The sequence below is a fragment of the Paenibacillus xanthanilyticus genome (assembly GCF_042682185.1).
Taxonomy (GTDB): Bacteria; Bacillota; Bacilli; order Paenibacillales; family Paenibacillaceae; genus Paenibacillus_Z; species Paenibacillus_Z xanthanilyticus.
Window position 1 is genome coordinate 1,811,896 of the sequence record NZ_JBHUHA010000002.1, and the last position, 21,488, is coordinate 1,833,383.

The window sequence follows — 21,488 nt, forward strand, 5'->3', positions numbered from 1 at the left end:
CCGACGCGCTACGCGTTCAGCAGCTCTTCTTCCATATACTGGCCTTCCCGCTTCATTTCTTCACGCAGAAGCTGCCACTGCTCGCGGCTCGCCCGGATCATCGTCGCATCGACGATGTGCTTGTCGTTGACGACGCGCGCGAACCAGCGCACGGCCGCTTTGCGATCGCCCAGCAGACGGTTCAGCTCACCGATCAGGAACATCAGCTTCGCGTCATTGACAGAGCCGCCTTCCGTCTCGTACACCGCGGTATACGATTGCAGCGCGAATTGCAGGAAACGTTCTTCTTGCGCCTTATTCCCCATATACCGGTACAGCCAGGCGATGTGATGGAGCAGACCGGCCATGACGCGTTCGCTCGTACCGGCCACCTGCGCGCAAAGGAGTGCGAGTTTGTACGTATCGAGCGCCTGCTCTACCGTACGCTCACCGCCGTAATCGCGGTGAACCCAAGAGGAGCCGAACCGCTCGTAGTAATATCTCCGCTTTACGTCCGTCAACTGCTGCGTGCCGTTCTCCGTCGACGCGAAGCCGCAGGAAGGGCATACCCGAACGACGTAGAAGTCCGGATTGATCCCGTCTTTGTAATAGGCGCAGAAGTCCGTATCCCGCGAGACAACCCGCTTGAAGCTTGGACGAACGCGCGACGTTTGAAATTGGGCTTGGCAGCAAATGCACGTAATCGTGGACTGGTAAAGCGGTTCCATAACGGTCACGTCTCCCGTTCGTTGGTAGTGTTCACAAAGTGATGCGCCGGCCCGGACAGCCGCTCGATCACGATGTCTTGGAGCTCCTCCGGCATCCCCGTCTCCGCCAGCGCTTCGCGCATGCACGAGAGCCAGGCTTCCGCCCGCTCGGGCGTAATCGGGAACGGCAGATGGCGCGCCCGCATCATCGGGTGGCCGTAAGCATCGGAGTATAGGGTAGGTCCGCCGAAAAACTGCGTGAGAAACAGCTGCTGTTTCTCCATAACCGGAATAATATCTTCTGGAAACAATGGCCCCAACAGCGGATGCTGCTGGACTTTAGGATAAAACAACCCGACAATACGACCTATTCCATCATAACCGCCAACTGCTTCATAAATAGTTCTATAGTTGTTCATCGGTAAGTACAACCTCTTTCTTTAGGTCTTTTGTAGTATAACACAAAAAAGCATATCTGTGCGGAGATGCACAATTTACCGCACAAAAAAAATGCCCTCCGTTGAAGGGCATTCTGCGACTATATGGTACTTCCGTCATGATTAGCTAGCTCTCGTAGTCCTCTTCGCCTGGCGCTAACAGCGACTCGCGGATGACATATACGAAAGCGCAAACGAGGATGCCTGCAACAAAACTCATCATTCATCACCCCAACGTTTGGATGTATCAATATTTTACCACAAACATGGCGAAATAACAGCACTTTTTGCAAGCGTTTACTACTTTCATTTTACCCAATTTTCTTGAATTTTATGCCTGGTTCGGTTCACAATTGTCATGGATTGTCCCGCTTCGCGCATATAACGATAAGAGACTGCCTCGGCTTGTACGCCAGGGCCCGATGTGGAGGGACTTTCCGTGCAGCATGTCCGCTTTCTGTTTCGTCCTCAAGTCATCCCCGCCTGGACCGCCGTCCTCTTGGCGCTACTGCTGGCCGTCTTCCCTTCCGCTTCGCTGGAAGCCGCGGTACGAGGACTGTCGATTTGGTGGGAGGTACTGTTCCCGGCGTTATTCCCGTTCTTCGTCATTTCCGAGGTGCTGATCGGATTCGGCATCGTCCATTTCTTCGGCACGCTGCTCGACCCGCTCATGCGTCCGCTCTTCCGAATTCCCGGCAGCGGCGCGTTCGTATTCGCCATGGGCTTCGCGTCCGGGTATCCGGTCGGCGCGAGACTTACCTCGCAGCTATGGGATCAGCGGCTTATTTCCCGCGCCGAGGGGGAACGGTTAGTCGCGATTACGACGACGTCCGACCCGATTTTCCTGATCGGCGCCGTATCGGTCGGCTTCTTCCACAATGCCGCGCTGGCCCCCGTGTTGGCCGCTGCGCACTATGGAGGCGCGATGATTATCGGTCTCCTGATGCGGTTCCACGATCGGCGGGAGGCAGGCACCCCGGCGCGCGATGCTATCTCCGATGTCCGTAGGAGACCGCGCATTACCCAAGCCTTCACCGCCATGCACCGCGCTCGCCTGCTCGACGGTCGCCCGGTCGGCGCGCTGCTCCAAGACGCCGTTCAATCCGCGCTTAAGCTGATGGTCGTCGTCGGCGGACTCGTCGTCTTCTTCTCCGTGGTCATGGAGCTGGCCACGAGCATCGGTCTGCTGCATGCGATTGCATCGGGAATCAGCGCAATCATGCATGCGTTCGGCATGCCGGCGGCGCTGGCCGAGGCGGTCGTGAACGGTCTGTTCGAAGTGACGCTCGGCGCCAAGACGGCAGGGGCGGCTGCCGGCAGCGGACTCGTTCATCAAACGGCGATCGCCGCCTTCATTCTCTCCTGGGGAGGCCTATCCGTCCATGCGCAGGTCGTCAGTCTTCTCAGCCGGACAGCCCTGCGTTATAAGCCTTTCTTGATCGCCAGATTGGCGCACGGCTGCCTAGCCGTCCTCTTGGTTTACGCGTTGTGGAGCTATCTCGGCCCGGCCGTCTAACGTTGTGTTTGCCGGCATTTTCCGCTATGATCGAGGTAATATCCGACCGGAAGGGGCTAATGGGCTTTGAATTACGTCGTAGTGGACAGAGGCGATCAGCTGTCGAAGCAGCTGGCGGCGCGTTTTCATGAGCTGGCGAGCGCAAGCGGCATGACGCTGAACGAGAAGGCGCCAGAGATGGTCATCTCTATCGGCGGCGACGGCACGCTGCTGCAGGCATTCCATTCCTACAGCCACCGCATCGCGGAGGTTGCCTTCGTGGGCGTCCATACCGGCCATCTCGGCTTTTTCGCCGATTGGAAAGCAGACGAGCTGGAGGAGCTCGTTCGCATGATGACGGAGACCGCGCCTCGCATCATCCGTTATCCGCTGGCGCAGATCGAGCTGGACACGGCCGAGGGGATCGTGAAGCGCCTCGTGCTGAACGAATTCACGATCAAAGGCGTGGACGGCACGCTCGTCGCCCAGATTGATATCAACGACGAGCTGTTCGAGATGTTCCGCGGCGACGGTATCGTCGTCTCGACGCCTTCGGGCAGCACCGCTTATAACAAAAGCTTGGGCGGCGCGATCATTCACCCGTCGCTGGAAGCGATCCAGATCGCGGAGATCGCCTCCATCAACAACCGGGTATATCGGACGCTGGGCTCGTCCGCGATACTGCCCCAACATCACCATTGCGATATCATCTCACGCAAGCAGCAGCGCCTTCAGCTCTCGTTCGACCAGCTTAACATGATGAGCTCGGATATCCGCTCCATCCGATGCAGCGTGGCCGCGCATAAGATCAGCTTCGCCCGTTACCGGCCGTTCCCGTTTTGGACACGGGTTCGCGAAGCGTTCCTCGGCTACGACGTGAAATAATGAAACGGCGCGAGTCCAGCCCATTTTTCGTATATCTACAGGTCGTGAAGCCCTATAAGTGGCTGATCGGCCTGACGCTGCTTATAGGCGCCTTGAAGTTCGCGATTCCGCTCGCCTTCCCGCTTTTTCTGAAATACGTGATCGACGATATTTTGCTTTCGGGTGCGGCTCCGGAGGCCAAAGTCGCGCGGTTAATGAAGGCGATCGCGATCGCCTTCTTCGTGTTCGTCGTTCTTCGCTATCCGATCGAATATTTCCGCCAATATTTCGCCCAGATGACGACCAGCCGCATTCTGTTCGACCTGCGTTCCCGATTGCAGAGCCATCTGCAACGGCTGTCGCTTCGTTTCTACCAAAACCGTAAATCCGGCGAGATCATCTCCCGGATGATCAACGATGCCGAACAGACGAAGTCGCTAGTCGAAACGGGCTTGATGAACGTCTGGCTGGATATCTTTACGCTTATCTTGGCACTGGCGGTTATGTTCCATATGGATGCGATGCTCACCTTGGTCGCCATCGCCGTGCTTCCCTTCTACGGCGTCGCCGTCAAGAAGCTGTACCGACGGCTGCGGGAATACTCCCGCGCCAGAAGTCAAGCGCTGGCGGAGATGCAGGGGTATTTGAGCGAACACGTCAACGGCATTCCGGTCGTCAAGAGCTTCACATTGGAAAATTACGAGGAAGAACAATTTCGCCGCCGCAACCGCGCGTTCCTGGATCGCGCGCTCGCCCTGACCAGATGGAACGCGCTCACGCAATCGATCGTGAATACGCTGACGGAGATCGCGCCGCTGCTCGTGCTGGCCTACGGCGGCTACCTCGTGGCGATGAACAAGCTGTCGCTCGGCGGATTCGTGGCGTTCTACGGCTATCTTGACCGTCTCTACTCCCCGCTTCGCAGACTCGTGAACGCGTCAACCGAGCTGACGCAGGCGTCCGCTTCGCTTGAACGGGTCGTGGAGCTGCTCGAGGAGGAGCCCGAAATCAAGGACCGGCCAGACGCCGAGCCGCTCGCCCGCGCACGGGGAGAGATTGAATTTCGGGACGTGTCGTTCCGATATTTGGACGACGGCGACTGGGTGCTGCGACACATCAATCTCTATATTCCGGCCGGACATACGATCGCGCTCGTCGGCATGAGCGGAGGCGGCAAATCCTCGATCGTCAGCCTGCTCGCCCGCTTTTACGACGTTCAGGAAGGCGCCATCTCCATTGACGGGCGCGATATCCGGACCGTCACGCAGGACAGCCTCCGCGGCCAGATCGGCATGGTACTGCAGGATAATATCCTGTTCAGCGGCACCGTTCGCGACAATATCCGGCTCGGCCGCCCGGACGCTTCGGAGGAAGATATTCAAACCGCCGCCATCCAAGCGAGCGCGCACACCTTCATCGAAGGGCTGCCGGCCGGCTATGACACCGAGATCGGCGAACGCGGCGTAAAGCTGTCCGGCGGGCAAAAGCAGCGGATCGCCATCGCCCGCGTCTTCCTCAAGGATCCGGCCATCCTCGTGCTCGACGAGGCTACGTCCGCGCTGGATCTGGGATCGGAGCACGCCATCCAAGCGTCGCTCAAGGAGCTGGCCCATAACCGAACGACCCTCGTCGTCGCGCACCGGCTGTCCACCATCACGCATGCGGATCGGATCGTCGTAATCGAGCATGGCGCCATTATCGAACAAGGCAGTCACGATGAACTGATGCATGCGGACGGTGCTTATGCCCGCTTGTATCGGGTACAGCACCTTGAATAATTAGTTTACGGCCATCGTTTGGTCGCCAAGAAGACCGACCAAAAAAGCCATCCGCTGCCCGCAATGGGCGCCGGATGGCTTTTTGTTGTTTGTTTCACTAGGTATCGCTCTTATTCGCATTCGGATTCTGGTTCTGGTTTTGGTTCGGCTTCGATCCTGCCGCATTGTCGCGACTGCGCGACTGCTGGCCTTCGGAAGCGGCTGCGACCGGCGCCTTAGGCGGAAAATGCTGCCGCTTCTGACGTGGACGTTCGCCGCCGCTGCGGTCGCCGCCGGAGCTATGCCCGCTTTGTTGGCGGTTGTTGTCGCGATCTCCGCGCGAGCGGTCGCGATCCTTGTAATAAGGCTTGCGCCCTTCCTGCGCGCGCTCAGGACGGCCGCCGGACTCCGCGCGTTCCGGCGCCGGTCCTTGCTCGCCCCCGCGTTCCTGATCGCGGTCTTGGTCCCGCCGATTCGCATACGACGAGCGGTGCCCGTCGCGGCGGTGATCGTTACGCGGTCCACGAGGGCCTCTCGCGTGCTCTCGTCTCGGCACCGGCGTCTCGCCGCCCTCGGCAGCGGCTGCCGTCTGGGCGGCCGCTGCCGGCACGGCTTGACGATATGCGGATTCCGCATTATCTCCCGTACCGGTCAAGCGCTCCGACATATCAATCTCGTCGAGATAGATATCGCCTTCACTCTCGCCCTCGCGCTTCGCGCCGGTCTGCTTCTGCAATACGAAATAAGCGCAGCCGAAATTACAATATTCGTTAATATAGTCGGACATGCTCGAGAACGAGCTGCCTGCCGTCACTTTCGGATGCGTGTCGCGGAAGAAGCCTTTCAGCCGCAGCTGATTGTAACCCCAGTCCCCGATGACGTAATCGTAACGCTCCAGCACGTCGCTGTACCGGTTGCGGAACGCCTCGGGATTCCATCCGTTTTTGTGATCGTAAACCAGTTCATAGGTTCTGCCGCCGATATGGATCAATGCTGTTCGTCACTCCTTCTTACAGGGTCGCCGCCTGGGCCTTGGCTTCGCTTGCCGACTTGACCTGTTCATGCGCATGATACGAGCTGCGGACGAGCGGACCCGATTCCACGTGGCTGAAGCCCCGCTTCAAGCCCTCTTCCTTCAGCTTCGCGAACTCGTCCGGGTGAACGTAGCGCACGATCGGCATATGGTTCGGCGTCGGCTGCAGGTACTGGCCCAACGTCAGGATATCCACGTCTGCCGCGCGCAGATCGTCCATCGCCTGCAAAATTTCTTCGTACGTCTCGCCCACGCCGAGCATAATGCTGGATTTGGTCGGAATGTTCGGCTTCATTTGCTTCGCCCGTTTCAACAGCTCGAGCGAGCGCGGGTATTTGGCCTTGGCGCGCACGCGGTCTGACATCCGCGCCACGGTCTCGATATTGTGGTTCAGGATATTCGGGTTCGCATCCATGACGACGCGAAGCGATTCTTCGCTTCCCATGAAGTCGGGGATCAGCACCTCTACGCTGCATAAAGGCAAGCGTTCGCGAATCGCTTTCACCGTCTCGGCGAAGATCATCGCCCCGCCATCCTTCAGGTCGTCGCGAGCGACGGAGGTGACGACGCAGTGGCGAAGTCCCATCTGCTCGGCCGCCTCGGCGACGCGCTTCGGCTCTTCCAGATCCAACTCTGTCGGCATGCCGGTCTTCACCGCGCAGAAGCGGCACGCGCGCGTGCAAATATCGCCAAGGATCATGAATGTCGCGGTCCGGTTCGCCCAGCATTCGTAAATGTTCGGACAGCGCGCTTCCTCGCATACGGTGTGCAGTTTTTTCGAGCCCATCATATCTTTAATTTCGGCGTAGTTTCCACCGGTCGTAAGTTTGATCCGAAGCCAGTCCGGCTTTGGTAGCGCCTGCTGTTTCGTCTTCATGGTCATACCCGCTTTCTTGTCCATTACGTGTTTGTTCCATCGTTTTATTATAAGGTAGTGGAGGCCTCCAGCGCAAAGAGAGATTTGTCGCTAAAGGCGTTAGCTTGGTTCCTTTTCATCCCTGGGGACGATTCCAAGGTTTCGAAAGCCATCTTCCGAATAGGTCTAAGGTCTATGATATCCTTTATGGACACACTTCACCTGTATGCCCGAATTTGGAGAGAGTCATGTAATCACAAGTAAGGACGAATTGATGCATCCTGATGGACAAAGGCTAGAAGCGCGCGCCAATGTCGGTGCCGCTTCTAGCCTGTTTCGTTTTCGGATAAAAAACGGCCGATTGCAAATGCTATCGACTATCCTCATGCATGATGAATTGACTCCACTTTCGCAGCCAGGAGGTGACTCGCGTTTTGAAAAGCAATCGGTTGCTGCGGTTATCGGCGGCGCTCTGCGCGCTTTGCCTGCTGCCCCTAACGAATGACCAAGCTTGGGCGGGGGAAGCCAAGCCGCAGATGAAACTCGCAGCGGACGAGCGTTACGTCTCGGCCAAGGTCCCTGCACATAGCGGCGGCGTCGCGCAGGAAGCGGCCGACCCATTCGAGAAACGCCGCGAGTTGTACGAATGGATGGGCGCGACGACCCATATTCCGTGGTATAGGCTAGCCGCCATCGACCAGTACGAGCGTACCATCACGAAGGCCAGACCAAAATCGCGCGGCCAGCTCGGCCAGTGGATCGGCATCTATATGTCCGACGAGGACTGGGCCGGCGCCTTGAACCCCAACCTCGAAGACGAGCTGCCCGGCACAATCCGGTGGTTCAACGGACTCGGTAAGGACGGCGACGGCGACGGGCTGGCCAAGCGGACGAGCGACGCAGACCTGCTGTACGCGGTCGCCAGCCATATGATGCAATTCGGACCGTCTAATGATGATTTCGCGATCGCGTGTTGGCAGTTCTACCACAATACGAGAGCCGTTCAGCGAATCGGACAATTCGCCAAAATCTACGAGACATACGGCAAACTCGACTTGGAAGGACACGCCTTCCCGCTCCCGATCGGGAGCCACTATTCCTACCGGGGCACATGGGGCACCAAGCGAAGCTGGGGCGGCTACCGAATCCACGAGGGAACGGATATTTTCGCCGATTATGGACTTCCGGTACGCAGCACGACATACGGCATCGTGGAGACGAAGGGGTGGAACCCTTACGGCGGCTGGCGCATCGGCGTACGCGATCTGAACAATATTTACCACTATTACGCCCATCTGTCCGGTTATGATAAAACGGTGCAGGTCGGCACCGTCGTCAAGCCCGGCCAGACGTTAGGTTGGGTCGGAAGCTCAGGCTACGGCAAGCCCGGCACGTCAGGGAAGTTCCCGCCCCATCTTCACTACGGTGTCTACCGCGACCGGGGGTTAATCGAGTGGTCGTTCGATCCTTACCCGCTGCTGCACCGGTGGGAGAAGGAAGAAGCACGGCGTTTGCGCAAGAAAAAATAACGTTAGCTTCAGCCTCCGCAAGACAATAGGCGCAATCCGGCGCGAAAACGCCGGGCTGCGCCTTTTGCTTGCTGCCCCTAACAACCTTATAATAAACGCACTTTATTGCCTTGACACCACGTCAAGAGGCCTTATTCCGCGCCTCCGTTGGGCGGGCTCTCTGATGCAGCATTCTCTTCCTGGGCATGAGCTTCGTCAGACTGCGCGCCTTCGTCAGTTGCCGCTTCGCCTTCGATCTCTTGCATGTCCAGTTCTTCATCCGAGAGTTCCGGCACCGTCGTCGTGACGCCGTCGGCATTGCCGGAAGGCAGCGTGATGCTCGGCGCGCCTTGGGCCGAATCGCCGACCGGATTACCTTTGTTATCGTAATAATACATGGGTACGTCGCCTACAACGAGCAAGTACGATATCGGGATTTCGGTCTCGACCATCTCCGGCTTCGTGTCGAACGGAATGATGATGGAGACTTCCGCGATGATCCGCATGTACACCTCGACGAGAATGTTATTGATGCCCGCTTCCTTCTGCCTGGTGAATAAATCGACCTTGACGGAGCCGAGCGGTTCGAACTTGACCGGCACGCGCGGGCCGAACGACGCAATGATCGCGCTTCCGAGCGCTTGGCCGACGGGCACGTGCTCCGGAATTTCACCCAGCTCGCCTAACGTATCCTGCACGGTCTGCGTCGTCTCCGACCGGATCCGCATATGTTCGGAATAATTGATCATGAAGCCGGATGTTTTCCCGGATGCGTTCATTTTCCAGTCTATGAGCTTCTCCGTCTCCGTCCCGCCCGCTACTTGCTCGGTGATCGCTTTATTAATCGCCTGTGTCGCGACCTGTTTCACCCGAATCGTGGCAACGTTCATAAGCGGTCCCTTCAGGTTGCGCTCCACGAATACGAAAAATTGAAAGAGCAGCACCGCGGCAAGCGCAAGCATAATCAGCCAAAATTGTTTGCGCCCAAGGCGCGGCAATCCCAGCTTGCCCCGCTTCCCCCTTCTGCTGCGCCAACCTCGCCTTCCCCACCTTGCCATATGATCGGCGGCTCCTTTCTTCAGATCTCGTCCGCGCTCTCCATCACAGCTTATGCACGGTCCGTCCAAAAAAGAAGAAGCCCTCGCGTAAGGCGGATGCGCGAACGGGGCAGGGAAAATTTCACCAATTTTTGAAGCGAGCCCCCTCAAACAAGCGAAATTGTCCGAATATTATACGTACATGACTGCAGCCAACGACTTTCCACTCTTGTATTTCAAAAAAAAAGAATCACCCACTATTTGTAAGCGGATGATTCTTATGGTAATGGACTCGCAGGCCATCAGCTCGCGAGCGCCTACTTTATGGAATCTTTAGCATGGGTTGAAAATCGGTGAAACCCGCGCAACTACGGGCTATTGGAAGCTTTCTCCACCCCCGCCGCAAGGTTTCGGAGCATTTTGTATGCCAGCATACAGTTTCAAAATGAGCCGTCATGTACAATAATAGTAATGAGTTTAGTTAACGATTAACGGCGATAGATCGTGAACTGTTTGTTCTTGACGCTGATTAATTGTTCGTCCTGCAGCTCGATCAACATCTTGGAGACCGACTCTCGTATGGAGCCTACCATATTCGCCAGCTGCTGATGAGTCAGCTTAAACGGGATCATCATGCCGCCGTCGACGGGTACGCCCTTCTCGTCCGCCATGCGGACAAGCACTTTATGAAGTCTGGTTTTCAAATCCAGAAAGGTTAAATCGTAGATTTGTTCATTGGCGTTGCGGAGACGCTCCATGGTTTCTTCCAGCAGCTTCAGGCACATTATGGGGTTACTTTCCAAGAAATACATAAAGTCTGTTCGGCTTAACGTGTACAACATCCCGGTTTCAATTACTTCAGCCGTTGCAGATCGCGGCATCCCTTTCCGAATCATGGCCATTTCCCCAAAATAGTCGCCTTCATGCAGAAGAGCCAGCGTAATTTCGCGCGATTCGTCAACCCTGAAGATTTTCACCAGCCCGCTGTCAATGACAAAGCACTCGTCCCCCAAGTCGCCTTCCATGAACAGGATCGTGCCTCGGGTATATGTTCTTTTTTTGAAGAGCGGTTCGATGGCTTTCAGTTCTTCCAGATCGAGCCCTTCAAAAATCGGAATGCTCTTGAATAAATTGTGAAACATCACCATGATCGGTTCACTCTTCCTGTGCTGGTGTTTAATCACATTGCGTGATGAGAATTCTTCTCGGTTGAGTTGGCCAGAAGATAGGAAAATGCATAAGATTAGGCGAATTTTTACAAGAAATGAGCCGAGCTTAACAAAGCGATTAAAATCGGATGCTATGCTAGATCCAGTCGATATGTCGTACATGCTTTATATATGGGAGCTAAGAAACCGTCATCTGTATGTGGGCACTTGGATGCGGTGGAGCTAGTAGTGCAACCGACCATCTCTCATTTATATGGGGGTGGTCTATCTTTTTTCAGGAGGAATTATAACTATGAATGAAAAAATCGTTATTCCCGCGGAGAAAATCATCGAGCACCTGGGTATTTCGAATAAGTTCTTCGAGGCCTGGAAAACATTGAATCTTAACACCGAGGAACAACATCCGTCCGCTGGGTCCGAGAAGCAAGTCATGTAACAAAGCCGCCTAGGCAACACGCGTCCTACTTTCGGACTACTACTCCTTCATTCTACACAATATTTTTCGTCATGAAAAGACTTAATTTTACAAGAGGAGCAGCCCCGACGCTCCTCTTCTTCGCCTTACTCCATTTTAGATGATTACTCTTAGGATATGTACGTCGCCCACCTTGCTTAAGTCGATGAACTCGTCCTCTAGTCGCACCAGCGGCCTCTCCAACGAATGCGGATTCAAAAAAACCACTTCGCCCGACCTGCCATCCGACAGCACGACCTTCCGGCCGACCATGCGGCCAACCATGTTTTCCAGGAAAATCGACACGATCTGCGGATCGAAAACGCCGAATTTGCCGAGCCGAATTTGATTCAATATGTCGTAGAACGGAAGCGGCTCATGATAGGGCCGCCGCGAAGACATGGCATGAAAGACGTCGGCCACGGCAACGATTCGGCTAAGCGGATCGATCTGCTCCGCCGTTAGTCCCAGCGGATAGCCGCTCCCGTCGCTGCGTTCATGATGCTGCAGCGCCGCAAGCGCGACTCTGCTGTTCAGTCCGGTCGTCCCTTTCAGCATCTCGTAGCCGATTACCGTATGCTGCTTGACGATCGCGTACTCCTCGGACGTGAGCTTGCCGGGCTTGTTCAATATTTCCGATGGAATTTTAATTTTGCCGACATCGTGCAGCGTGGCGGCCATAGCGAGTACCGAAAGCTCCGTCTCGCTTAGGTTCATCCACCTGCCAATCAGCGTCGCAAGCACGCCGACCCCGATATTATGTTCGTAGGTATAATCGTCTTTAGCCCTGATCGACTCGAACAAGCCGAATACGTCCGGCTCTTCCGCCGCTTGCTGCACGAGCGGGAGCACCTCGTCCCGCAGTTCCATCACCGGGATTTTACGCGTTTCCTGCATCCTGGCGAATAGCGCCTTCGAAGCCTTGACCGCCTGGCGTACCGCTGCGTCTTGCGTGCCGCCCCCCGATTCCGGGCGGCGCTGCGAGCCCCGCGGATGCTGAACGTAGACGAGCGAATACGGGTCGATCCCGTGTTTAGCCAAGAGGGCCGTATGTCTTTCTTCCAAAACGGTGTGTGCCGGTATAATCGTTAATCCGTATGCGGTTGTCACGTCGTTCTTCAGTTTGAGTCCCAATAAGCTGTCCATACCCGATTCCCCCAAAGCTGCGTGCATCCCTTCTCGTCATGTGGTCATGCGGTCATGCTCATACAGATGTTACCATTATACCAAATTTCGGTGCAATGCGACGATATCACTAGAAAATTTGTCATAAATTAGGCCTATAGGATTCTATTATTTTCCCATTGCAGGGAACCAAAAATGGCCGGCACCGTTATTTCGGCACCGACCATTGATTCCGTTATTCTATTACTCGATCGTCATATCTGAATCTACATCGCGTATAGGACAAGCAGCTCTTCCGTCGTCTGCTCGGCTTCCACGGCTTCATCCTCAATGCCCAACGCTTCCCAGCATGCGATGCATTTCCGCTCGGTATCGCATTCATGCGCTTCATGGCACGTGTAGCAGAACTGAAGCAGGTTTCTTGTCGTCCGGGTCTCTTTCGGATCAAATGGCATCATCATGATCGCCTCGTTTCGGAATAATATGGACCTATGAGCCTAGCTTCGCATTAATGAGCGGCTTGCGGCGGGATGGGATTGACCGGCGTCGCTTCCCCGCCGCGGCCTTTGCGCTGAAAGCGAACATGCTTGCGAAGGAAAGGCAGCAGGTAATAATCAAGTCCGAAGCGGCCCGCGTTCGCGCCGGCGATCATGACGATTCCGCCGAGCAAGATCAGCCAAGGGTTCGTGCTTACCGTGCCGGCGAAGAGAAACATGAAGTTCATCAGCAGACCGAAGAACGCGGCCGTCGCGGTCAATCCGCCGACGATCAAGCCGAGCCCGACCAGCGTTTCGCCAAGCGGGATGACGATATTAATGATTTTCACGTTCGGCAGCGCCGCATGTTCGATGAATTTCATGAAGGTCGGATAAATGAGCTCGCCCGTTGCGCGGTCCGCGACGGGGTTCGCGATCGCTCCCTTCAAGAAGCCCGCGGCGTCGAAGCCGTCCTTCAGTTTGTGGATGCCGGCATCGAGCCATTGCCAGCCGACATAGATTCGAAGCAGGACCAGCAGCCCGGCGGCGTACACGTTCTCGCGCAGAAATTTCATCATGACACTCACTCCTTGGGTTATGTGAATTTATTCACATAGTGTGGTAGAGTTAGCGAAGCCGCCTGTCGATGACGCCCTGCTTTGCTCGCTGCCGGCAGCCGCTGCTTCCTCTTATGCTTTTAGTTTACGCGATCCGATCCATGACCGCTGTGATGGATCTCACATCCGATTGAAGAACAAGGCGATTTCTCTGACCGCGTTATCCGGCGAATCCGAACCGTGGATGACGTTCTCTTCGACATCCACGCCGTAGTCGCCGCGTATCGTGCCTGGAGGCGCGGCTGCTGGATCGGTTGGTCCGATCAGCGATCTCACGTTCTTGACGGCCCCCTTGCCTTCCACGATCATCGCAAATACCGGACCGGATGTAATGTAGTCCACGAGATCGCCGAAGAACGGCTTGTCTCTCAAATGTCCGTAGTGCGTCTCGGCGATTTCCCGCGACACGTTCATCATCTCCGCCCAAGCTAACGAAAGGCCCTTCTCTTCGAATCGGTTGACGATTTTGCCGATCAATGCGCGTCTTACGCCATCGGGTTTAATCATAACGAATGCTTTCTCGGTCATCTGCATCATCTCCTCTTGGTAGTACTATACCCCAATCCGGCATCCGCGGCTGTGCGCCACGTCACAACTATGTTGACTCTCCCGGCAGACGCAGCGTCACAATGCATCCTTCGCCCGGAGCGGATTCCACGGACAGCGTCCCGCCCGCGATTCGCGCCCGCTCGGCCATGCTGGACTGACCGACGCCCTTGGCGGCCGCGCTCGTATCGAAGCCTCTTCCGCGGTCAGCGATGCGCGCGACAACCTCGCCGTCCCGCTCCGCAATGCTAATTTCGGCTTCGTCGACGTCGGCGTATTTGGCGATGTTCGTCAGCGCCTCCTGCACGATGCGGTAGATGACCGTTTCGGCAGCTATGCCGAGCCGGCCGCGCAGACGACAGTCGAACGCCACCTTGATGCCGTAATGCGACGCGTAATTGTCGATATAGGTGCGCAAGGCCGGCACGATGCCGAGATCGTCCAATACCGACGGCCGCAGCTCCCACGCCAGTCCCCGCACCTCTTCCATTATGCCGGCAACCTGCTCGCGGATCATGGAGAGCTCCCGCTTCTCCGGCGCTTCGGCAGAGATGACGCGGTCCAGCCCGATCAGCAGCGAGAACAGGCTTTGCCCGATCCCGTCGTGCAGCTCGCGGGAAAATTTGCGCCGCTCCTCCTCCTGTACCGTCATCACCTTGGCCAGCGTCTCCTGCAGCTCTTCTTCCACCTTCTTCAGCCGGGTGACCTCGTTGCGAATAGCCAAAAACTGATACGGTTTTCCTTCCTCGTCCACGAAAGGAACGATCGTCGTGTTCACCCAGTAATGGGAGCCGTCCTTCGCCCGATTGCGAATGTCTCCCCGCCATACCTTCCCGGCCTGAATCGTCTCCCACAGGTCGCGCATGAACGCTTTGCCATGGTAGCCGGAGTTGAGAAGCCTATGATCCTGTCCGAGCAGCTCTTGGCGCGGGTACTTCGAAATTTCGCAAAATTTTTCGTTCACGTATTGAATTTTGCCTCTATGGTCCGTGACGGCGACGATCGAGGATGCGTCGAGCGCCGCTTTGACGTCGGCGAGCTGTTTGAGGGACTGTCTCAACTCGGCGCGGAACGCGCCTTCTCCCAGCTCCTCGTCCAAGCGGGCGAGCAGCGCCTCGACGTGCTCGGCGATGACGTCTCGTTCCGGATACATCGGATCGTTAGTCAAACTGCAGCAGTCCTTTCTTCATCGCGTATTTGATCAGCTCCGGCCGCGTTTTCAGTCCGAGCTTCTCCATGACGTTGCTCTTGTGGGTTTCCACCGTCTTGACGCTAATCACGAGCTGCTCGGCGATTTCTTTGTTCGCGTAGCCTTGAGCCGCCAGCGCCAGCACTTCCTTCTCCCGCTCGGAGAGCGTATCGAATACGTCCGAGCTCTCGCCTCGCTTCATGCGCTCCACGTATTCGTTCATGAGCCGCTTCGTGGCGGTCGGATACAGGTAGGCGTCGCCCTTGGCGACGGAGCGGATCGCGGTGAGCAGCTCCTCGTGCGGCGCGCTCTTGAGTACGTATCCGGCGGCGCCCGCGTTAATCGCCCGGAACAAATATTCATCGTCGTCGTGCATGGTCAAGATGAGAACGGCCGTCTCCGGCATCCGTTCCTTGAGCTCCGCGGCGGCCGTCAGGCCGTCTTTGCCATGAGGCATGCTCAGATCCATCAAGATGACATCCGGACGCAGCGATTCCGCCGCGCGTATGCCTTCATCGCCGTCGGAAGCTTCGCCGACGACCTCGATATCGTCCTTGCCGCCGAGCAGCAGCCGCATCCCGGAGCGAACCATGGCGTGATCGTCCACGATCAAAATTTTTATCATTCCGATCCCTCTTTCCGCTGTTCACGCAGCCCGCTCTAACCGAAGTCGCCGTCAAGGAGGCCGGTTAGCAGCCCCGAATCTCGGAATTCCTCCCCGATTCGCGATATCGCGAACTTCTCGTAGGCTTCCCTTCCTCTCCTGCCGAACAACAGGATGCCGGCTGCCGGACCCGTGTCGCTCTCGATCAGCGGACAGGCGATACCCGACGCGAGCCGTTCGGCGAGCATGACGGGACACGCTTCCAGCAATTCTGCGTTTTCTCCATCGTTAACAGTGTATACCGTCCCGTGCCGCAGCACCATACCGCCGAGTCCGACCCCCGGTTTAATTTTCATCTGCCCGACTTTCCCGTTGCGACCGCCGAGGACGATCTGCCAGCGCATGGCGCGGTCGTCCGACGCCGGAAGCGCGATCGCGGCGAAGTCGCTGCCGTTGCGCTCCCGAAGCCGCTCCAATTCCAATGCCAGGTGCTCTCTTATATTCGAACCGTTCACTGGTTTTTCACCTTTCTTTCCGCCGGTTGACCCAGGTTCAGTTATTTTCTATCTATATTGTAAAAGTTCCGCGGGAACTTGTATGTAAGGGAACTCCCCCATTCACCGCTCAGGGAATTCCGCAAGTGAAGAACGCAACAAGCGGCGGCGCCCGAGAGTCGATCTCGCTGGCGCCGCCGCTTGCGCAAGGACGGTTATGATTTTCGGATATAAGCGAGGGCGTACAATCCGCCGACGAAGAGCGAGCCGCCGACCGCGTTGCCGAGGTACACGGGCACGAAATTGTACAGCCAATCGAGCCATCCCGCTTCGCCCGCGAAGATCGCCGCAGGAATCAGGAACATGTTGGCGACGACGTGCTGGAAGCCGAGCGCGACGAAGGCCATCGTCGGAAACCAGACCGCTACGGCGAATCCCGCTCCGTCCTTCGAGCCGTTCGCCATCCATACCGCTAACGAGACGAGCCAGTTGCAGCCAATGCCGGATATGAACGCGACGAGGAACGACTCCTCCAGCTTGCCGCTCGCCAGCGCAACCATTCGCGCGAGCGCCGGACCGTGTTCGGTCAACCCCGCGAGATGTCCGAACACGTAAGCAACAAAGAGCGCCCCCGCCATATTGCTGACGGTGATCACGCTCCAATTCGCCGCCCACTTGCGCCAGGTCAATTTGCCCGCAAAGCAAGCGAGCGGGACCGCCATCATATTGCCGGTCAGCAGCTCCCCGCCTGCGCCTAGACAAAGGATCAGGCCCAGCGGGAACACCGCCGCGCCGATGAAGTTGTTCATGCCGCTCCACGATTCGGGGATGCCCGCGCTCACCTTAATGGCGAGCAGAAAGCCGAGCGCGATGAAGGCACCGGCCGCGAAGCCGAGCACCGCCTGGGCTCGAAGCGGCAGCGACGCTTTCTTGACGCCCATCTCGACGGCAAGATTGGCTAATTGTTCCGGTTTCGTGTATCCCATTCTCTATCTCCCCCCGCTCTGTTATGAGCCGAGTATACGCCCGCAGCCGGGGGAGAAGCTGTGAAATTTCTCACGTGCGGTTGCCGCACCGGTCATCCCTTGCGCCCGTCATCGTCCTTTTTGATGCTCCCTACATGCGGCAAATCTCTTTCGGACAGTTCTCGCAATGGCATACATCCCGCAAATAATGGAGATCCTTGATCAAGAAGTGTCCGTCCGCGTATTGAATCACGTCTTCCTTCTTCAGGTCGCTCAGCATCCGGTTGACGCTCTCGCGCGTGGCGCCGATCATATCGGCCATCTCGGTATTGTTGATCTTCAGGTCGATGAAGATGCCGCCGTCCTTGTCTTTGCCGTACGAATTGCTAAGCCGGATGAGCAGCGAGCACAGCGCGCCGGTCTTGCCGAACATCATCAGATCGCGGAATTTGGTCTGTGTCAGCCGGTGCATCAGCCCCATCCATTTCATAAACTCCACCGCCAAATCCCCGTGCTGCCACAACAGCACCTCGAGGTCTTTGCGCTGAATGACGCCGACTTTCGCATCCTCGGTTACTTCCGCGCTGAAGCCGTGCACGGAGTCCTGGAACGGGTCCACTTGCCCGATGAGATCGCCCTTCTGATGCAAGTACAGCGTCAGCGTCCGACCGCTGTCCGACGATTTGGTCGTCCTGACCCGGCCGCCGAAAAGAAAGAACAATTTATCCGCCTTATCGCCTTCCCAAAACAGACAGCTGCCTTTCTCGACCTGTTTGATATACATGATGCCCTTAAGCAGTTCGAAGCTTTCATTTGACAAGATCGGCTCCAAGCCCTCCGCGCGATTCACCATCATTCCCATTCTCATCCGTCCCCTTTCAAGCCCCGACCGGCTTCCTTGTTGCCTCTATCATATCGCGGCGCGGCCTTCGCCGAACATCGGGGGCTCCACTGATCTTTGCGGCGGGTTTCCCCCCGCTTCGCTGTGAGGGAAATCACAATTTAGACAGGTAATTTGCTCCAATCGCCTTCTTATTCCACCGAACGTATGCGGGAAAACCCTGATAACCCCGGCGGATCGCCGGAAGGTACCTACGCAAAAAAGGCGCAAAATGCGCCTTCTTTGCCAACTATTACAGCACGATATGTTTCCTGGCCCGGTCGATGACTTCCCTGGCCCGCCGAATGTCCCGTTCCGTCGGAGTCGGCACGCCCTCCAGCGGGTATTCGCGGCCGAGCGCCTGCCACTTGTAGACCCCCATGCGATGGTAGGGCAGCAGTTCGAGCTTCTCGACGTTGGAGAGCAGCGAGATGAATTCGCCCAAGGCGTTCAGATCCTCCGCATTATCCGTAATGCCCGGAATGAGCACGTGCCGGATCCACGCCGGCTTGCCGATCGTGGACAGCCAGCGGGCGAATTTCAGAATGCGGTCGTTCGGCTGGGAGGTCAGCCTTTCGTGCTTCTTCTTGTTCATCTGCTTCAAATCGAGCAGCACGAGGTCGGTATATTCCATCAGTGTCGCCGCGTGGGACGTCTCGCAGAATCCCGAGCTGTCCAGCGCGGTATGCAGCCCGAACCGCTCCTTGCACGCCTTGAACAGCTCGGCGACGAAAGGGGCCTGCAGCGTCGGTTCTCCGCCCGTCACCGTAATGCCGCCGCCCGAGCCTTTGTAATAGGCCAGGTACGGCTCGATTTCCGCTAAAATCTCCTCCACCGTGACTTGGCGGCCTCCTGCCGTGTCCCAAGTATCGGGGTTATGGCAAAACTGGCATTGCAGCGCGCAGCCCTGCATGAACAGGACGAAGCGGATGCCGGGGCCGTCCACCGTCCCAAAGGTTTCCATTGAATGTATACGGCCTTTCATGCGGGCCACGCTCCTTTCCATGATGCACGTCTAGCTGTCAAATTTCCCCGTGGAACGTGCGGCTGATGACGTCGAGCTGCTGCTCTCTCGTCAATTTGATAAAGTTGACCGCATAACCCGAGACGCGAATGGTCAGCTGCGGATATTTCTCCGGATGCTCCATGGCGTCGAGCAGCTGCTCGCGGTTAAAGACGTTCACATTCAGATGGTGGCCGCCGCTTGCCGCGTAGCCGTCCAGCATCGCCGCCAAGTTGTTGAAGCGGACCGCGTCCTCCCGTCCGAGCGCCTTCGGAATGATCGAGAACGTGTTCGAGATGCCGTCCAGGCTGTGCTCGTATGGCAGCTTCGCCACCGAAGCGAGCGAGGCGAGCGCGCCTTTGCGGTCGCGGCCGTGCATCGGGTTGGCGCCTGGCGCGAACGGCTGGCCGGCTTTGCGGCCGTCCGGCGTGCTGCCGGTCTTCTTCCCGTACACGACATTGGAGGTAATCGTCAGCACCGACATCGTCGGAATCGCGTTGCGATAAGGCTTATGCTGACGCAGCCGGTTCATGAAGCCCTCCGCCAATTCGACGGCCATCGTGTCGACGCGGTCATCGTTGTTGCCGTACATCGGGTAGTCGCCCTCGATCTCGAAGTCGACCGCGATGCCCTGTTCATTGCGGACCGGACGTACCTTTGCATAGCGGATCGCGCTCAAGCTGTCGGCGACAACCGACAGACCCGCGATGCCGCATGCCATCGTCCGGACGATATCCCGGTCGTGCAAGGCCATCTCGATGCGTTCGTAACAGTATTTGTCGTGCATGTAGTGAATGACGTTGAGCGTGTTCATGTACAGCTGCGCCAGCCAGTCTTGCACCGTGTCGAAGCGGGCTTTGACTTCTTCATAGTCCAGCACGTCGGACGTGATCGGCGCAAGCTTCGGCCCGATCTGCGCGCCGAGCTTCTCGTCCACGCCGCCGTTGATCGCATACAGGAGCGCTTTGGCCAAGTTGGCGCGGGCGCCGAAAAATTGCATTTGCTTCCCGATCCGCATCGCGGATACGCAGCAGGCGATGCCGTAGTCGTCGCCAAAGTAAGGGCGCATCAGGTCGTCGTTCTCGTACTGGATCGAGCTCGTCTCCGCCGATACCCGCGCGCAGTATTGCTTGAAGTTGTCCGGCAGTTTCGTCGACCACAGAATCGTCAGGTTCGGCTCCGGCGCCGGTCCCAGGTTATAGAGCGTATGCAGGAACCGGTAGGAGTTGCGCGTCACGCGCGTCTTGCCGTCCACGCCCATCCCCCCGACGGATTCGGTCACCCAGGTCGGGTCTCCGCTGAACAGTTCGTTGTAATCCGGCGTCCGCAGGAATTTCACGATCCGCAGCTTCATGACGAAATGGTCGACCAGCTCCTGCGCTTCGCTCTCCGTCAGCGTGCCTTCTTGCAGGTCGCGCTCGATAAAGATGTCGAGGAAGCTGGACACCCGGCCAAGGCTCATCGCCGCGCCGTTCTGCTCCTTGATTGCCGCCAAATAAGCAAAGTACAACCACTGCACCGCTTCTCTCGCGTTCACAGCCGGCAAAGAGATATCGAAGCCGTACGAAGCGGCCATCTTCTTCAGCTCGGCGAGGCTGCGGATCTGCTCGGACAGCTCCTCGCGGAGGCGAATGACGTCCTCGGTCATCGCATCGACCTCGAGCTCGAGCTGCTCCTCCTTCTTGCCGGCGATGAGCCGGTCCACGCCATACAGCGCCACGCGCCGGTAATCGCCGATGATGCGACCGCGTCCGTAGGCGTCCGGCAGGCCGGTGATGATGCCCGCCCGGCGAGCGGCCCGCATCTCCGTCGTGTAAGCGTCGAATACCCCTTGATTATGCGTCTTGCGGATTTCCGTGAAGAGACGGTCGAGCTCTGGATTCAACTTATAGCCGTACGCCTCGCAGGCATCAGCCGCCATCCGGATGCCGCCGTACGGCTGCACGGACCGCTTCAGCGGCGCGTCGGTCTGCAAGCCGACGATGCGCTCCCGCGTCTCGTCGATGTAGCCAGGTTCATGCGAGGTGATCGTGGATACCGTATTGACGTCGATATCGTGAACGCCGCCCCGCTCGCGCTCTTCCTTCAGCAGCTCGCTGACTCGCTCCCACAAGGAAACGGTAGCTTCCGTCGGACCGGCGAGGAACGTCTCGTCGCCTTCGTACGGCGTTAGGTTCCGCTCGATGAACGAGTTGACGTCGATCTTCGCCTGCCAATTCCCTTCCGCGAAGCCCCGCCATGCTCCCTGCCGATTCAGCCCTTCTTTGACTTCCTGCTCTTTCATCGCCATGAA

At 57.4% G+C, this 21,488-nt stretch carries 22 protein-coding genes and 1 riboswitch; of the genes, 5 read left to right on the forward strand and 17 right to left on the reverse strand.

Annotated elements, in window-relative coordinates:
• Positions 1-8 precede the first annotated feature (8 nt).
• The gene (locus tag ACFSKT_RS25145) at positions 9-707 is read right to left on the reverse strand and encodes a DUF2225 domain-containing protein (protein ID WP_377720906.1); all 699 of its coding nucleotides are present in this window, start codon (positions 705-707) and stop codon (positions 9-11) included.
• Positions 708-712: 5 nt separating this feature from the next.
• Positions 713-1,105: a globin domain-containing protein gene (locus ACFSKT_RS25150; RefSeq protein ID WP_377720905.1), complete on the reverse strand. Its 393-nt coding sequence runs from the start codon at positions 1,103-1,105 to the stop codon at positions 713-715.
• Positions 1,106-1,562: 457 nt separating this feature from the next.
• Here ACFSKT_RS25150 and ylbJ point away from each other — a divergent pair, with 457 nt between their 5' ends.
• The 3 genes from ylbJ to ACFSKT_RS25165 all read left to right on the forward strand — a co-directional run bounded on the left by ylbJ (position 1,563) and on the right by ACFSKT_RS25165 (position 5,260).
• The gene (ylbJ, locus tag ACFSKT_RS25155; protein WP_377720904.1) at positions 1,563-2,639 is read left to right on the forward strand and encodes a sporulation integral membrane protein YlbJ; all 1,077 of its coding nucleotides are present in this window, start codon (positions 1,563-1,565) and stop codon (positions 2,637-2,639) included.
• A gap of 66 nt (positions 2,640-2,705) precedes the next feature.
• On the forward strand, positions 2,706-3,503 hold the full coding sequence (locus ACFSKT_RS25160) for an NAD kinase (protein WP_377720903.1): 798 nt from the start codon (positions 2,706-2,708) through the stop codon (positions 3,501-3,503).
• Complete coding sequence (locus ACFSKT_RS25165) at positions 3,503-5,260, forward strand: ABC transporter ATP-binding protein (RefSeq protein ID WP_377720902.1); 1,758 nt, start codon at positions 3,503-3,505, stop codon at positions 5,258-5,260. Before ACFSKT_RS25160 ends, ACFSKT_RS25165 begins: the two co-directional genes overlap by 1 nt.
• A gap of 97 nt (positions 5,261-5,357) precedes the next feature.
• Here ACFSKT_RS25165 and ACFSKT_RS25170 read toward each other — a convergent pair whose 3' ends face one another.
• Both ACFSKT_RS25170 and lipA read right to left on the reverse strand, forming a co-directional pair.
• On the reverse strand, positions 5,358-6,230 hold the full coding sequence (locus ACFSKT_RS25170; RefSeq protein WP_377720901.1) for a YutD family protein: 873 nt from the start codon (positions 6,228-6,230) through the stop codon (positions 5,358-5,360).
• Between the two features lie 19 nt (positions 6,231-6,249).
• Entirely contained in the window at positions 6,250-7,173 is a 924-nt protein-coding gene (gene lipA / locus ACFSKT_RS25175) for a lipoyl synthase (protein WP_377720900.1), read from the reverse strand.
• Between the two features lie 389 nt (positions 7,174-7,562).
• Between lipA and ACFSKT_RS25180 the strand changes: the two genes are divergently transcribed.
• Entirely contained in the window at positions 7,563-8,657 is a 1,095-nt protein-coding gene (locus ACFSKT_RS25180; RefSeq protein WP_377720899.1) for a M23 family metallopeptidase, read from the forward strand.
• A gap of 131 nt (positions 8,658-8,788) precedes the next feature.
• On the opposite strand, the gene yunB is transcribed toward ACFSKT_RS25180, so the two are convergent.
• Together yunB and ACFSKT_RS25190 are read right to left on the reverse strand one after the other, a co-directional pair.
• Positions 8,789-9,694 carry a sporulation protein YunB gene (gene yunB / locus ACFSKT_RS25185; protein ID WP_377720898.1) on the reverse strand — a complete coding sequence of 302 codons (906 nt, stop codon included), beginning with the start codon at positions 9,692-9,694 and terminating at the stop codon, positions 8,789-8,791.
• A 467-nt stretch (positions 9,695-10,161) separates the two neighbouring features.
• On the reverse strand, positions 10,162-10,821 hold the full coding sequence (locus ACFSKT_RS25190; RefSeq protein WP_377720897.1) for a Crp/Fnr family transcriptional regulator: 660 nt from the start codon (positions 10,819-10,821) through the stop codon (positions 10,162-10,164).
• A gap of 185 nt (positions 10,822-11,006) precedes the next feature.
• A riboswitch (cyclic di-GMP riboswitch) is annotated at positions 11,007-11,091 on the forward strand.
• Positions 11,092-11,134: 43 nt separating this feature from the next.
• Here ACFSKT_RS25190 and ACFSKT_RS25195 point away from each other — a divergent pair.
• Entirely contained in the window at positions 11,135-11,278 is a 144-nt protein-coding gene (locus ACFSKT_RS25195; protein WP_377720896.1) for a hypothetical protein, read from the forward strand.
• A gap of 135 nt (positions 11,279-11,413) precedes the next feature.
• On the opposite strand, the gene ACFSKT_RS25200 is transcribed toward ACFSKT_RS25195, so the two are convergent.
• The 11 genes from ACFSKT_RS25200 to pflB all read right to left on the reverse strand — a co-directional run bounded on the left by ACFSKT_RS25200 (position 11,414) and on the right by pflB (position 21,485).
• On the reverse strand, positions 11,414-12,442 hold the full coding sequence (locus ACFSKT_RS25200) for an HD-GYP domain-containing protein (RefSeq protein WP_377720895.1): 1,029 nt from the start codon (positions 12,440-12,442) through the stop codon (positions 11,414-11,416).
• A gap of 245 nt (positions 12,443-12,687) precedes the next feature.
• Positions 12,688-12,882, reverse strand: a complete 195-nt coding sequence (locus ACFSKT_RS25205; RefSeq protein ID WP_377720894.1) for a hypothetical protein — start codon at positions 12,880-12,882, stop codon at positions 12,688-12,690.
• A gap of 47 nt (positions 12,883-12,929) precedes the next feature.
• Positions 12,930-13,475, reverse strand: a complete 546-nt coding sequence (locus tag ACFSKT_RS25210) for a TQO small subunit DoxD (protein ID WP_377720893.1) — start codon at positions 13,473-13,475, stop codon at positions 12,930-12,932.
• A gap of 159 nt (positions 13,476-13,634) precedes the next feature.
• Positions 13,635-14,042 (reverse strand): nucleoside-diphosphate kinase, encoded by a 408-nt coding sequence (gene ndk, locus ACFSKT_RS25215; RefSeq protein ID WP_377720892.1) that lies wholly within the window; start codon positions 14,040-14,042, stop codon positions 13,635-13,637.
• A 67-nt stretch (positions 14,043-14,109) separates the two neighbouring features.
• Complete coding sequence (locus ACFSKT_RS25220) at positions 14,110-15,213, reverse strand: PAS domain-containing sensor histidine kinase (RefSeq protein WP_377721128.1); 1,104 nt, start codon at positions 15,211-15,213, stop codon at positions 14,110-14,112.
• A gap of 7 nt (positions 15,214-15,220) precedes the next feature.
• Complete coding sequence (locus ACFSKT_RS25225) at positions 15,221-15,874, reverse strand: response regulator (RefSeq protein ID WP_377720891.1); 654 nt, start codon at positions 15,872-15,874, stop codon at positions 15,221-15,223.
• Positions 15,875-15,909: 35 nt separating this feature from the next.
• A complete protein-coding gene (locus ACFSKT_RS25230) occupies positions 15,910-16,368 on the reverse strand; it encodes a GAF domain-containing protein (protein ID WP_377720890.1) in 459 nt (152 codons plus the stop codon).
• A 194-nt stretch (positions 16,369-16,562) separates the two neighbouring features.
• On the reverse strand, positions 16,563-17,333 hold the full coding sequence (locus ACFSKT_RS25235) for a formate/nitrite transporter family protein (RefSeq protein WP_377720889.1): 771 nt from the start codon (positions 17,331-17,333) through the stop codon (positions 16,563-16,565).
• Between the two features lie 130 nt (positions 17,334-17,463).
• Positions 17,464-18,168, reverse strand: a complete 705-nt coding sequence (locus ACFSKT_RS25240; RefSeq protein WP_377721127.1) for a Crp/Fnr family transcriptional regulator — start codon at positions 18,166-18,168, stop codon at positions 17,464-17,466.
• A gap of 277 nt (positions 18,169-18,445) precedes the next feature.
• Positions 18,446-19,177 carry a pyruvate formate-lyase-activating protein gene (pflA, locus tag ACFSKT_RS25245; RefSeq protein ID WP_377720888.1) on the reverse strand — a complete coding sequence of 244 codons (732 nt, stop codon included), beginning with the start codon at positions 19,175-19,177 and terminating at the stop codon, positions 18,446-18,448.
• Positions 19,178-19,214: 37 nt separating this feature from the next.
• A complete protein-coding gene (pflB, locus tag ACFSKT_RS25250) occupies positions 19,215-21,485 on the reverse strand; it encodes a formate C-acetyltransferase (RefSeq protein ID WP_377720887.1) in 2,271 nt (756 codons plus the stop codon).
• Positions 21,486-21,488 lie beyond the last annotated feature (3 nt).